The sequence below is a fragment of the Kitasatospora sp. NPDC059327 genome (genome assembly GCF_042752535.1).
Taxonomy (GTDB): Bacteria; Actinomycetota; Actinomycetes; order Streptomycetales; family Streptomycetaceae; genus Kitasatospora.
Genome location: NZ_JBHYYB010000150.1, coordinates 1 through 15042, shown reverse-complemented (window position 1 = coordinate 15042; position 15042 = coordinate 1). Strand labels below are relative to the sequence as shown.

The 15042-nt window shown below is 73.2% G+C and carries 3 protein-coding genes; all 3 read right to left on the bottom strand.

Annotation, left to right across the window (positions count from 1 at the left end):
* On the bottom strand, nucleotides 1–830 hold an 830-nt coding region (locus tag ACFXHB_RS41650), incomplete at its 3' end, for a beta-ketoacyl synthase N-terminal-like domain-containing protein (protein ID WP_380581890.1).
* 31 nt (nucleotides 831–861) lie between these two features.
* A complete protein-coding gene (locus ACFXHB_RS41645; protein WP_380581892.1) occupies nucleotides 862–6162 on the bottom strand; it encodes a type I polyketide synthase in 5301 nt (1766 codons plus the stop codon).
* Nucleotides 6163–6249: 87 nt separating this feature from the next.
* The gene (locus ACFXHB_RS41640) at nucleotides 6250–15003 is read right to left on the bottom strand and encodes an SDR family NAD(P)-dependent oxidoreductase (protein WP_380581888.1); all 8754 of its coding nucleotides are present in this window, start codon (nucleotides 15001–15003) and stop codon (nucleotides 6250–6252) included.
* Between the last annotated feature and the right edge of the window lie 39 nt (nucleotides 15004–15042).

Below are 15042 nucleotides of genomic sequence, written 5' to 3'. Positions count from 1 at the left end.
AGCACGCCCACACCCTCGGCCCACGCCGTCCCGTCCGCCGCACCCGCGAACGCCTTGATCCGACCGTCCGCCGCCAACCCACGCTGCCGCGAGAAGTCGACGAACACCTCCGGCGTCGACATGACCGCCACACCACCCGCCAACGCCATCGAGCACTCACCGGCCCGCAGCGCCTGCGCCGCCAGATGGAGGGTGACCAGCGAGGACGAGCACGCGGTGTCCACCGTCACCGACGGGCCCTCCAGGCCGAGGAGGTAGGACACCCGGCCGGAGAACACGCTTCCGGAGCGCCCCATCCCGAGGAAGGCGTCGACGCCCTCGGGCAGGCTCGTCACGTTCACCGCGTAGTCGTGGTACATCGCGCCGGCGTAGACGCCGACGTCCCGGCCGCGCAGGGTGGTCGGATCGATCCCGGCCCGCTCGATCGCCTCCCAGGAGGCCTCCAGCAGCAGCCGCTGCTGCGGGTCCATGGCCAGCGCCTCGCGGTCCGGCGTACCGAAGAACCGGGCGTCGAAGTCGCCCGCGGTGTGGAGGAATCCGCCCTCCTTCACGTACGAGCGGCCGGGCTGGTCCGGCTCCGGGTGGTAGAACTCGTCCTCGTTCCAGCCGCGGTCGGTCGGGAAGCCGGAGATGGCGTCCGTCCCCTCGTCGACCAGGCGCCAGAGGTCCTCCGGCGAGGCGACCCCGCCCGGCAGCCGGCAGCTCATCCCGACGATCGCGATCGGCTCGACGGCCGCGGCGGTGACCAGGCGGACCTCCTCCCGGAGGCGTTCGTTCTCCAGCAGCGAGGCGCGCAGGGCCTCGACCAACTTGGCGTCGTTGACGCTCATCGACATTTCCTTCCGAAGGACAGTGGGCGGGTCAGCCGAGGTCGGTGCCGAGGGCACGCGCCACCAAGCTGTCGGCATCCATCGCGACGATCAGCTCGGACTCGCCGGGGCCGGCCGGAGCCTGGCCGCCGTCAGGCTCCGTGGCCTGCTGGAGCAGGGTGTCCAGCACCCCGAGCGCCCGGAACCGGCTCAGCGGCACGGTCGCGAGCAGCCGGCGGATCTCCTGCTCGCCGAGGGCGTCCTGGTCGACGGCGTCACCGGCCGGCTCGTCCGGGAGGAGGCCCGCCCGCAGCCGCCGGGCGAGCGCGCCCGGCGTGGGGTGGTCGAAGACCAGGGTGGCGGGCAGCCGGACGCCGGTCGCTCCGGTGAGCCGGTTGCGCAGCTCGACGGCGGTCAGCGAGTCGAAGCCGATGTCCTTGAACGCCTGCTCCGTCTCGATGCTCGCCGCGTTGCTGATGCCGAGCACGACGGCGGTGTGGTTGCGGACCAGGTCGACCAGGAAGGCCACCCGCTCGTCCTCGGGGAGGACGGTGAGGCGCTGTGCCAGGGCGTCGGCGCCGGTCGCGCCGTCGGGCTGGGCCGCGATGCGCCGCCCGGGGCGGACCAGGCCGCGCAACAGCGGTGGGACGGGCTCCGAACCCGCGCCGCGGTTCAGTGCGGCCAGGTCGAGCCTGGCCGCCAGCAGCGCCGGCTCGTCCGCGACCAGTCCGGCGTCGAAGGCGGCGAGGCCGTCCTCCTCACTGAGCGCGAGCATCCCGCTGCGGGCGATCCGGCCCTGACCGGTGGTGTCCAACTGGCTGGTCATGCCGTTGTGTTCGGCCCACAGACCCCAGGCCAACGAGGTCGCGGGCAGACCCTGCCGCCGGCGCCTGACGGCCAACCCGTCGAGAAACGCGTTGGCCGCCGCGTAGTTGCCCTGCCCCGGCGTACCGAACGTCCCCGCCGCCGACGAGAACAACACGAACGCCGCCAACCCCGCCCCACGCGTCAACTCGTCCAGAATCAACGCCGCGTCCACCTTCGGACGGAACACCGCGTCCAACCGCTCCACCGACAACGAACCCACCAGCGCGTCGTCCAACACACCCGCCGTATGCACCACACCCGTCAACGGATGCTCCACCGACACACCCGCCAACAACCCCGCGACCGCCCCACGATCGGCCATGTCACACGCCTCGACCCGCACCGAAGCACCCAGCGCCGACAACTCGGCCACCAACTCCGCCACCCCGACACCCTCGGCACCACGACGACTGGTCAGCAACAGACGCGAGACACCGTGCACCACCACCAGATGACGGGCCACCAACGCACCCAACGTCCCCAAACCACTGACCAGCACCGTCCCCTCCGGATCGAACTCCGGCACACCCTCACCGGCAGCCCGCTCCACCCGAACCAGACGCGGCACCACCGCACCGCCCTCACGCAACAACACCTGCGACTCACCCGAAGCCAGCGCCGCGTCCACCAACCCCGACGACGCCTCGTCGACATCGACCAACACGATCCGACCCGGATTCTCACTCTGCGCCGACCGCACCAGACCCCAGACCGCCGACACCGCCGGGTCCTCGGCGACACCCCGGGTCAGGACGACCAGCCGCCCACCCGACTCCGCCGCCAGGAACCCCTGCACCTCCACCAGGGCCCGCCCGGTCAGCGCCCGAACCTCCCCACCACCCGTCAGATCCAGCACCACCACGTCCGCCGCACCGGCCACCGAACCCTCCAGCGGCAACGGCGACCAATCCACCCGGAACAGCGAATCCGAACGCCGGGCACTCAGGCCACCGGTCAGCTCGCGCAGGGTCAGCCGGCCGACACTCACCACCGGGTTGCCGGCCCGGTCGGCCGCCTCGACCGAGAACCCGTCCGCACCGCGCGCCGTGATCCGGACCCGGGCCGCGACCGCGCCGGACGCGTGCACGGCGACGTCCGACCACGCGAACGGCAGCAACACACCCCCACCCGCACGGCCCTCCAGGAACTCACTCGCGTGCAGGGCCGCGTCGAGCAGCGCCGGGTGCAGGGCGAAGCCCTCCGCCGCGACCGCCTCGGGAAGCGCGACCTCGGCGTACACCTCACCGTTCAGCGTCCAGGCCCGCTCCAGGCCACGGAACACCGGACCGTAGGCCAGTCCGGCCTCCGCCCGGCTCTGGTAGAAGCCCTCCACCTCGACCTCGACGGCCCCGGCCGGCGGCCACACACCACCCTCGGCGACCGGCTCCGCACCAACACGCCCGGCCGCCAGGAAGCCCGACGCGTGCCGGACCCACTCACCATCACCCTCGGCCGAATACACCGCGACCGGGAAACGCCCCGCCCCGTCCACGCCGTCCACGACGACCTGGACCCGCAACGACCCACGCTCCGCCAGCACCAACGGCGCCTCGATCACCAACTCCTCGACCACACCGGCCCCGACCTCGTCCCCGACCCGCACGGCCATCTCCACCAGCGCGGCACCCGGCACCACCACCGAACCCGCCACCACGTGGTCCGCCAGCCACGGCTGAGCGCGCAGCGACAACACACCCGACGCCACCACCAGGCCGGAACCCGGCACCGACGTCACCGCACCCAACAACGGATGCTCAGCCGCCACCAACCCGAACGCCGCCGCATCACCCGCCACCACCGACTCCGCCCACCAGAACCACTCCCGCTGGAACGCGTAGGTCGGCAGGTCGATCCGGCGGGCGCCGGGGAGCAGGGTGGTCCAGTCGACGGTGGTGCCGTGGGTGTGCAGGCGGGCGAGCGCGGAGACGAACGACTGCGCCTCGTTGGCCTGGCCGCGCAGTGCGGGGACGAAGGCGAGCTGGTCGGTGTCGTCACCGGCGCAGTCCTGGGCCATCGCGGTGAGCACACCCCCGGGGCCGAGTTCCAGGAAGGTCGTGACACCCCGCTCCCGCAACTCCCGGACACCGTCCAGGAACCGGACGGGCTCGCGAATGTGCTCGACCCAGTAGGACGGATCACGCAACCGGTCCGGGTCCGCCAGAGCCCCGGTCACATTGGAGACCACCCGCGTGGTCGGCTTCCCGTAGGACAACGACGCGGCGATCTTGTGGAAGTCCTCCAACATGTCATCCATGTGCGAGGAGTGGAACGCGTGACTGACCGTCAACCTGCGCGTCTTACGACCCCGCTCCCGAAACACCCCCGCGAGCAACTCCACGGCGTCCTCGTCACCGGACACGACGACCGACGCCGGCCCGTTGACAGCCGCCAACGACACCCCCGCCGTCAGGACCGCGCCCACCTCCTCCTCCGACGCCTGGACCGCGACCATCGCCCCACCCGCCGGCAACGCCTGCATCAACCGGCCCCGCGCCGCCACCAGCACCGCCGCGTCCCGCAGACCCAACACCCCCGACACGTGCGCGGCCGCCAGCTCACCGATCGAATGCCCGGCGAGATAGTCGGGCCGGACCCCGAACGAGAGCAGCAGACGATAGAGAGCGACCTCGACCGCGAACAACGCGGGCTGGGTGAACCCGGTCTCGTCCAAACCCTCACCCGTCGCGACGACCTCACGCAACGGCCGCTCCAACAACGGATCCAGCTCCGCGCACACCGCGTCGAAAGCCTCCGCGAACACCGGGAACGACGTATACAGGCCATGACCCATGTCCCGGACCTGACTGCCCTGCCCGGTGAACAACACCGCCAACTTCCCGCGCGCGGTGGTACCCGACACCACGTCCGCGTCGTGCTCGCCGGCCGCGAGGGCCTTCAGGGCGCGGAGCCTGCCATCCTTGTCGCTCCCCAGCACAACGGCCCGGTGGGCGAACGCCACCCGAGAGGTGGCCAGCGACTGGGCGATGTCGGCGGGGTCGAGCGAAGGGTCGGCCTCCACGAACGCCGCCAGTCGGGCCGCCTGACCGCGCAGCGCCTCCACCGACTTGCCCGACACCACCCACGGCAGTGGGACGTCCCGCGCCGGAGCCGGCAGATCGGGTTGCCTCTCGGGCTCGGCCTCCCGCACGGGTTCCTGTTCGAGGATGACGTGGGCGTTGGTGCCACTCATACCGAACGACGAGACGCCGGCCCGGCGCGGGCGGTCGGTCCGCGGCCACGCACGCGCCTCGGTCAACAACTCGACCGCGCCCGCCGACCAGTCCACCTTCGGACTCGGCTCGTCCACATGAAGGGTCCTCGGCAGCACACCGTGCCGCATCGCCTGCACCATCTTGATCACACCCGCCACACCCGCGGCGGCCTGGGCATGCCCGATGTTCGACTTCAGCGAGCCCAACCACAGTGGCTCGCCCCCCGAACGCTCCTGACCATAGGTCGCCAGCAACGCCTGGGCCTCGATCGGATCACCCAGCGTCGTCCCCGTGCCGTGCGCCTCCACCGCGTCGACATCCGCCGCCGTCAACCGCGCGTTCGCCAGCGCCTGCCGGATCACCCGCTCCTGCGACGGCCCGTTCGGCGCCGTCAGACCATTGGACGCACCGTCCTGATTGACCGCCGAACCACGCACCACCGCCAACACCGGATGCCCGTTGCGCCGCGCGTCCGACAACCGCTCCAGCACCAGCACGCCCACACCCTCGGCCAGACCGGTGCCGTCCGCCGCGCCGGCGAAGGCCTTGATCCGACCGTCCGCCGCCAACCCACGCTGCCGCGAGAAGTCGACGAACACCTCCGGCGTCGACATGACCGCCACACCGCCCGCCAACGCCATCGAGCACTCACCGACCCGCAGCGCCTGCACCGCCAGGTGCACCGCCACCAGCGAGGACGAGCACGCCGTCTCGACGGTGACGGCCGGGCCCTCCAGACCGAGGGTGTAGGACACCCGGCCCGAGGTGGCGCTGCCGGAGTTGCCGATGCCGAGCAGTCCCTCGACCTCGCTCGGCACCTGCTGCCGGGGCACGTAGTCGTGGTACATGACGCCCGCGAAGATGCCGACGTCCTCGCCGTGCAGGGTGGTCGGCCTGATGCCGGCCCGCTCGATCGCCTCCCAGGAGGCCTCCAGCAGCAGCCGCTGCTGCGGGTTCATCGAGAGCGCCTCGCGCGGCGAGATCCCGAAGAACCGGGCGTCGAAGTCGGCCGCGTCATGCAGGAAGCCACCCTCCCGCGCGTACGAGGTGCCGGCGTGGTCCGGGTCCTCGTCGAAGAGCCGGTCGAGGTCCCAGCCACGGTCGGCGGGGAACCCGCCGATGGCGTCGCCGCCCTGCTCGACCAGGCGCCACAGGTCCTCCGGCGAGGCGACCCCGCCCGGCAGCCGGCAGCTCATCCCGACGATCGCGATCGGCTCGTGCTTCTCGGCTTCGAGGTCCCGCAGCCGCTTGTTGGCCTTGCGCAGGTCGGTCACCACGCGCTTGAGGTAGTCCCTGAGCTTGTCGTCGTTGGTCATCCCACGTCCGTCCTTGTTCACCGATCGTTGACTGGTCGCCGAAGCTCAGGAATGACCGAGTTCGCTGTCGATCAGGTCGAAGAGTTCGTCGTCGCTCGCGGAGCCGAGGTCGATGTCGTCCTCGTCCGCAGCCGGTTCGTCGACCGCCCACGGCCGGGCCTCGGCCCTGGCCTCCGCCGCCTCGGGGACCAACAGGCTCTCCAGGTGGCGGGCGAGCGCGGCAGGCGTCGCGTAGTCGAAGACCAGCGTCGCCGCGAGCCGGACCCCGGTCGCCTCGACGAGGCGGTTGCGCAGTTCCACCGCCAGCAGGGAGTCGAAGCCGACGTCCTTGAACGCCTGGCCGGGGTCGATGCCGGTTGACCGGGACCGCCCGAGGACGGTCGCCACCAGCCCGGTGACCAGTTCCAGGACGAACTCCGCCCGCTCGTCCTCGGGCAGGGCGGTGAGGCGCCGCGCCAGGGTGTCGGCGCCGGTCGCGCCGCCGGACTGGGCCGCGGTGCGCCGCCCGGGGCGGACCAGGCCGCGCAGCAGCGGTGGGACGGGCTCCGAACCCGCGCCCCGGTTCAGCGCGGCGAGGTCGAGCCTGGCCGGCACCAGGGCCGGAGCCCCGGAGGCCAGCGCGGCGTCGAAGAGCAGAACGCCCTCGTCGTTGGACAGGCCCAGCATGCCGCCGCGCCTGCTGCGCCGCAGGTCGACGGAGTCGAGGTGGCTGGTCATGCCGGTGTGTTCGGCCCACAGACCCCAGGCCAACGAGGTCGCGGGCAGACCCTGCCGCCGGCGCCTGACGGCCAACCCGTCGAGAAACGCGTTGGCCGCCGCGTAGTTGCCCTGCCCCGGCGTACCGAACGTCCCGGCCGCCGACGAGAACAACACGAACGCCGCCAACCCCGACCCACGCGTCAACTCGTCCAGATTCAACGCCGCGTCCACCTTCGGACGGAACACCGCGTCCAACCGCTCCACCGACAACGAACCCACCAGCGCGTCGTCCAACACACCCGCCGTATGCACCACACCCGTCAACGGATGCTCCACCGACACACCCGCCAACAACCCCGCGACCGCCCCACGATCGGCCATGTCACACGCCTCGACCCGCACCGAAGCACCCAGCGCCGACAACTCGGCCACCAACTCCGCCACGCCGACACCCTCAGCACCACGACGACTGGTCAGCAACAGACGCGAGACACCGTGCACCGCCACCAGATGACGGGCCACCAACGCACCCAACGTCCCCAGACCACTGACCAGCACCGTCCCCTCCGGATCGAAGTCCGGCACACCCTCACCGGCAGCCCGCTCCACCCGAACCAGACGCGGCACCGCCGCACCGCCCTCGCGCAACAACACCTGCGACTCACCCGAAGCCAGCGCCGCGTCCACCAACCCCGACGAAGCCTCGTCGACATCGACCAGCACGATCCGACCCGGATTCTCACTCTGCGCCGACCGCACCAGACCCCAGACCGCCGAGACCGCCGGGTCCTCGGTGACGCCCCGGGTCAGCACGACCAGCCGCCCACCCGACTCCGCCGCCAGGAACCCCTGGAGCGCGTCGAGCGCTCGGGCGGTGAGCGGACGCACCTCGCCGCCGTCGGTCAGGTCGACCAGCGCGACGTCCGCCGCACCGGCCACCGAACCCTCCAGCGGCAGCGGCGTCCAGTCGACCCGGAACAGCGCGTCGGACCGCCGGGCACTCAGGCCACCGGTCAGCTCGCGCAGGGTCAGCCGGCCGACGCTCACCACCGGAGCACCCGCCTCGTCCGCGACCTCGATACGGAAACCGTCACCGCCACGCGCGGAGATCCGCACCCGCACCGCGTCCGCGCCCGTGGCATGCACCGCCACGTCCGACCACGCGAACGGCAGCAACACACCCCCACCCGACCAGCCGGTCAGGAACACACCCGCGTGCAGAGCCGCGTCCAACAGCGCCGGATGCAGCGCGAAGCCCTCCGCCACCGAGCCCTCCGGAAGCGCCACTTCGGCATACACCTCGCCGTCCAACGTCCACACCCGATGGAGCCCCTGGAACAACGGGCCGTACTCAAGACCCGCCCCAGCACGCTCCCGGTAGAAGCCCTCCAGCTCCGCCTCGACGGCCCCGGCCGGCGGCCACACACCACCCTCGGCGACCGGCTCCGCACCAACACGCCCGGCCGCCAGGAAACCCGACGCGTGCCGGACCCACTCACCATCACCCTCGGCCGAATACAGCGCGACCGGGAAACGCCCCGCGCCGTCCACGCCGTCCACGACGACCTGGACCCGCAACGACCCACGCTCCGCCAACACCAACGGCGCCTCGATCACCAACTCCTCGACCACACCGGCCCCGACCTCGTCCCCGACCCGCACGGCCAGCTCCACCAACGCGGCACCCGGCACCACCACCGAACCCGCCACCACGTGATCGGCCAACCACGGCTGACTACGCAGCGACAACACACCCGACGCCACCACCAGACCGGAACCCGGCACCGACGTCACCGCACCCAACAACGGATGCTCCGCCGCCACCAACCCGAACGCCGCCGCATCACCCGCCACCACCGACTCCGCCCACCAGAACCACTCCCGCTGGAACGCGTACGTCGGCAGATCGACCCGGCGGGCACCGGCGAACAGCGCCGCGCTGTCCACCTCGACGCCCCGGACCAGCAGTTCGGCGAGCGAGAGCAGCAGGCGGTCGAGGCCGCCGTCGTCGCGCCGGAGCGAGCCCACGGTGACGGCCGTGGCGCCACCGCGCTGGTCGGCCAGGTCCTGGATCGCCATGGTCAGCACCGGGTGGGCGCTCACCTCGACGAACACCCGGTGGCCCTGGGCCAGCAGCGCGTCGGTCGCCTCGGCGAACCGGACGGTCGAGCGCAGGTTCCGGTACCAGTAGCCGCCGTCCATCTCGCTGCCGTCGAGCCACCGCCCGAGCACCGTGGAGAAGAGCGGGATGCGCGCGGTGCGGGGGCTGAGCCCGTCGAGGAGCTCGGCCAGCTCCGCCTCGATGAGTTCGACGTGGGACGTGTGGGAGGCGTAGTCCACCGGGACCTTGCGGGCCCGGACGCCTTCCGCCACCAGTTCCTCGTACAGCGCGTCCAGTGCGGCGGGCTCGCCGGCGACCACGGCCGAGCCGGGGCCGTTGACCGCCGCGAGTTCCAGCCCGTCGCCGAGCCGGTGCTCCACCTCGGCCGCCGGCAGCGCGACGGACATCATGCCGCCCTTGCCGGCCAGTCCGGCGGCGATGGCCTGGCTGCGCAGCGCGACCACCTTGGTCGCGTCCGCCAGGGACAGCACCCCGGCGACGCAGGAGGCGGCGATCTCGCCCTGGGAGTGGCCGATGACGGCGTCCGGGACGACGCCGTGGAAGCGCCAGACTTCGGCCAGCGAGACCATCATCGCGAAGGAGACCGGCTGGACGACGTCCACGCGGTCGAGCGAGGGCGCTCCCTCGGCCTGGCGGATCACGTCGAGCAGCGACCAGTCGACGTGGGCGGACAGTGCTTCCGCGCACTCCGCCATCCGGGCCGCGAACACCGGTGAGGTCTCCAGGAGTTCGGCGCCCATGCCGACCCACTGGGAGCCCTGCCCGGGGAAGACGAACACCGTGCGGCCGTCGACCCCGGCGGTGCCGGTCACCAGGTTGGGCGCGGACTCGCCGGCGGCGAGTGCCGTCAGCGCGGCGACCGCGTCGCCGCGGCTGCCCGGGACCACCGCGGCCCGGACGTCCAGGGCCGCCCTCGTGGTGACGAGCGAGTGGGCGATGTCGGCGGGCCGCACGGCGGGGTCGGCCTCGACGAACGCGGCCAGGCGCGCCGCCTGTCCGCGCAGGGCGGCCGCCGACTTCGCCGACAGCAGCCAGGGCAGCGGGGCATCGGCCGGCGTGCCCGGCGCGACCTCGGCGTCCTGCGGTCCGTCGACCGGCGCCTGTTCGAGGATGACGTGGGCGTTGGTGCCGCTGACACCGAAGGAGGAGACGCCGGCCCGGCGCGGGCGGCCGGTCCGCGGCCACGCACGCGCCTCGGTCAACAGCTCGACCGCGCCCGCCGACCAGTCCACCTTCGGACTCGGCTCGTCCACGTGAAGGGTCTTCGGCAGCACGCCGTGCCGCAGCGCGAGCACCATCTTGATCACGCTCGCCACACCGGCGGCGCCCTGGGCATGGCCGATGTTCGACTTGATGGAGCCCAGCCAGAGCGGCTGGTCACCCGAACGGTCCTGGCCGTAGGTGGCCAGCAGCGCCTGGGCCTCGATCGGGTCACCCAACGTCGTCCCCGTGCCATGGGCCTCGACCGCGTCGACGTCCGCCGCCGTCAGCCGGGCGTTCGCCAGCGCCTGGCGGATCACCCGCTGCTGCGAGGGCCCGTTCGGCGCGGAGAGGCCGTTGGACGCGCCGTCCTGGTTGACAGCCGAACCGCGCACCACGGCGAGCACGGGGTGCCCGAGCCGCCGGGCGTCGGAGAGCCGCTCGACCACCAGGACGCCGATCCCCTCGGACCAGGCGGTGCCGTCGGCCGCGCCGGCGAAGGCCTTGATCCGGCCGTCCGTCGCCAGGCCGCGCTGCCGCGAGAACTCGACGAAGGTGTCCGGGGTGGCCATCACCATCACACCGCCGGCCAGCGCCATCGAGATCTCGCCCTGGCGCAGCGCCTGCACCGCCATGTGCAGCGAGACCAGCGAGGAGGAGCAGGCGGTGTCGACCGAGATCGCCGGGCCTTCGAGGCCGAGCACGTAGGAGACCCGGCCGGAGGCGACGCTGCCGGCCGCGCCGGTGAGCCGGTAGCCCTCCAGCTCGGCGCCCGAGTGGTGCATACCGTGCGCGTAGTCGTGGCTGATCAGGCCGGTGAAGACACCGGTGGCGCTGCCGCGCAGGGTGGCCGGGTCGATGCCGGCCCGCTCGACCGCCTCCCAGGAGGCCTCCAGCAGCAGCCGCTGCTGCGGGTCCATGGCCAGCGCCTCGCGCGGCGAGATCCCGAAGAACTCGGCGTCGAACTCACCGGCGTCGTGCAGGAAGGCGCCCCGGCTGACGTAGGAGGTGCCCAGTCGCTCCGGATCGGCGTCGAACAGCCGTTCCAGGTCCCAGCCTCGGTTGGTCGGGAAGCCGGACATCACGTCGGCGCCCTGGAGAAGCAGCTCCCAGAGTTCCTCAGGGCTGTTCACCTCCCCGGGGAAGCGGCAGCTCATCGCGACGATGGCGATCGGCTCGTCCGTCCCGGCCGTGACCGCCACCGGGGCGGGGGCCGGTGCGGCGGCGGTGTCGCCGACCAGTTCGGAGCGCAGGTGCTTGGCGAGCACGAGCGGGGTCGGGTAGTCGAACACCAGGGTGGCGGGCAGTCGGACACCGGTGGGCCCGGTCAGCCGGTTGCGCAGCTCGACGGCGGTCAGCGAGTCGAAGCCCGCCTCCTTGAAGGCCCGGCCGGCCTCGATGGAGTCGCCGCTCGCGTGGCCGAGCACGGTGGCGGCGTGCCGGCGGACCAGGTCGAGCAGGAAGCGCTCCTGGTCGTCCGCCGAGAGCCCGGCCAGCTGGTCGGCCACGGAGGCGCCGGTGGTGGCCGCGGTGTTGCTCGCGGCCTGCCGGCCCGAGCGGACCAGGCCGCGCAGCAGGGCGGGGAGCGGTTCGGCGGTGGCCCGGGCGCGCAGCGCGGCCAGGTCGAACTTGGCCGGGACGAGCGCCGGAACGGCCGACCCCAGGCCGAGGTCGAACAGTGCCATGCCCTCCTCCGCCCCGATGCCGACCATTCCGTCGCGCTTGTTGCGCTGGAGGGTCGCCGTGTCCAGGTCGGCGGTCATGGTGCTGGCCTCCGCCCAGAAGCCCCAGGCGAGCGCGACCGCGGGCCGGCCCTCCGCGCCGATCCGGGCGGCCAGGCCGTCCAGGTAGGCGTTGGCGGCGGCGTAGTTGCCCTGGCCGGGGTTGCCGAGCACCCCGGCGGCGGAGGAGAAGACCACGAAGGCGGCGAGGTCGGCGTCCCGGGTCAGCTCGTCGAGGGTGTGCACCGCGTCCGCCTTGGGGCGGAACACGGTGTCCAGCCGCTGCGGCGTCAGCGCCGACAGCACGCCGTCGTCGACGACGCCGGCGGTGTGGACGACGGCGGTGAGCGGGTGCTCGGCCGGGATCCCGGCCAGCACGGCGGCGACCGCCTCGCGGTCGGCCGTGTCGCAGGCCGCGACCGTGACGGCGGCGCCCAGCCCGGTGAGTTCGGCCACCAGTTCGTCGGCGCCGGCGCCGGCCCGGCCGCGCCGGCTGGTCAGGACCAGGTGCCGCACGCCGTGCTCGGTGACCAGGTGGCGGGCCACCAGGGCGCCGAGCGTGCCGAGGCCGCTGACCAGCGCGGTGCCCTCGGGGTCGAGCGGGCGCGGCACGGTCAGGACGACCTTGCCGACGTGCCGGGCCTGGCTGAGGTGGCGGAACGCGTCCGGCGCCCGGCGCACGTCCCAGCTCTTCAGCGGCAGCGGGGTGAGCACCCCGCGTTCGAACAGCTCGACGAGTTCGAGCAGGATCTCCTGAACCCGGTCCGGGCCCGCCTCGACCAGGTCGAACGCCTGGTAGGCGACGCCGGGACGGGCGGCGGCGACCTCGTCCGCGTCGCGGATGTCGGTCTTGCCCATCTCCAGGAACCGGCCGCCGCGCGGCAGCAGGTCCAGCGAGGCGTCGACGAACTCGCCGGCCAGCGCGTCCAGTACGACGTCCACGCCGCGTCCGCCGGTGGCGGCCAGGAACCGCTCGCGGAACTCCAGGGTGCGCGAGTTGCCGATGTGCTCGTCGTCCAGGCCGGCGGCCCGCAGGGCGTCCCACTTGCCGGTACTGGCGGTGCCGAACACCGTCGCACCGAAGTGCCGGGCCAGTTGGACGGCGGCCGAGCCGACACCGCCGGCGGCCGCGTGGACCAGCACGGACTCGCCCGCGCTCAGCCCGCCTCGGTCGCGCAGGCCGTAGTAGGCGGTGACGAAGACCAGCGGCACCGAGGCGGCCTGGGCGAAGGACCAGCCGGCCGGCATCCGGACGAGGTTGCGGCGGTCGGCCACGGTCTGCGGCCCGAAGCCGTTGGCGAGCAGGCCCATCACCCGGTCGCCGGGCGCCAGCCCGGTCACGCCGGGGCCGACCTCCAGCACCACGCCGGCGCCCTCGCCCCCGAGGGTGGCGTCGCCCGGGTACATGCCGAGGGCGATCAGAACGTCGCGGAAGTTGACGCCGGCGGCGCGCACGGCGATCCGCAGCTCGCCGGCGGCGAGCGGCCGGACGGTGTCAGGCAGCAGGGCGAGGTTCTCCAGGGTGCCCCGCTCGGTGACGTCCAGGTGCCAGGCCTCGGCCCCGGCGGGGACGGGCAGCTCCTGGCCGTGGTCGGCGCGGACCAGGCGCGGCACCGCGGCGGTGGCCTCGCGCAGCAGGAGCTGCGGCTCGCCGGTGGCAAGCGCCGCGTCGAGCAGCGGGCGGGACACCTCGTCGGTGTCGACCAGCACGAGCCGGCCCGGATTCTCACTCTGCGCCGACCGCACCAGGCCCCACACCGCCGAGACCGCCGGGTCCTCGGTGACGCCCCGGGTCAGGACGACCAGCCGCCCACCCGACTCGGCGGCCAGGAACTCCTGGAGCGCGTCGAGCGCTCGGGCGGTGAGCGGACGCAGCTCGCCGCCGTCGGTCAGGTCGACCAGCGCGATGTCCGCCGCACCGGCCACCGAACCCTCCAGCGGCAACGGCGTCCAATCGACCCGGTACAGCGCGTCGGAGCGCCGGGCACTCAGGTCGCCGGTCAGCTCGCGCAGGGTCAGCCGGCCGACGCTCGCCACCGGGTTGCCGGCCCGGTCGGCCGCCTCGACCGAGAACCCGTCCGCACCGCGCGCCGTGATCCGGACCCGGGCCGCGACCGCGCCGGACGCGTGCACGGCGACGTCCGACCACGCGAACGGCAGCAACACACCCCCACCCGCACGGCCCTCCAGGAACTCACCCGCGTGCAGGGCAGCGTCGAGCAGCGCCGGGTGCAGGGCGAAGCCCTCCGCCGCGACCGCCTCGGGAAGCGCGACCTCGGCGTACACCTCGCCGTTCAGCGTCCAGGCCCGCTCCAGGCCACGGAACACCGGACCGTAGGCCAGTCCGGCCTCCGCCCGGCTCTGGTAGAAGCCCTCCACCTCGACCTCGACGGCCCCGGCCGGCGGCCACACACCACCCTCCGCGACCGGCTCCGACCCGGCGGGCCCGGCCGCCAGGAAACCCGACGCGTGCCGGACCCACTCACCATCACCCTCGGCCGAATACACCGCGACCGGGAAACGCCCCGCCCCGTCCACGCCGTCCACGACGACCTGGACCCGCAACGACCCACGCTCCGCCAGCACCAACGGCGCCTCGATCACCAACTCCTCGACCACACCGGCCCCGACCTCGTCCCCGACCCGCACAGCCATCTCCACCAGCGCGGCACCCGGCACCACCACCGAACCCGCCACCACGTGGTCCGCCAGCCACGGCTGAGCGCGCAGCGACAACACACCCGACGCCACCACCAGGCCGGAACCCGGCACCGACGTCACCGCACCCAACAACGGGTGGCCGGGGTCGGCCAGGCCCGCGCCGGTCACATCGGCGCCGGCCACGGCCTCCAGCCAGTACCGCTGCCGCTGGAAGGCGTAGGTCGGCAGGTCGACCCGGCTGGCACCGGTGAACAGCGCCGACCAGTCGACGTCCAGTCCGCGGGTGTGCAGGCCGGCGAGCGCGGTCAGCAGCGCCTGGTCCTCGGCGCCGCCGGATCGCAGTGCGGGGACGAAGGCGAGCTGGTCGGTGTCGTCACCGGCGCAGTCCTGGGCCATCGCGGTGAGCACACCCCCGGGACCGAGCTCCAGGAAGGT

Coding starts and splice junctions, on each gene's coding strand:
- ACFXHB_RS41640 (WP_380581888.1), bottom strand. CDS start 15,003: ATGGCCCAGGACTGCGCCGGTGACGACACCGACCAGCTCGCCTTCGTC.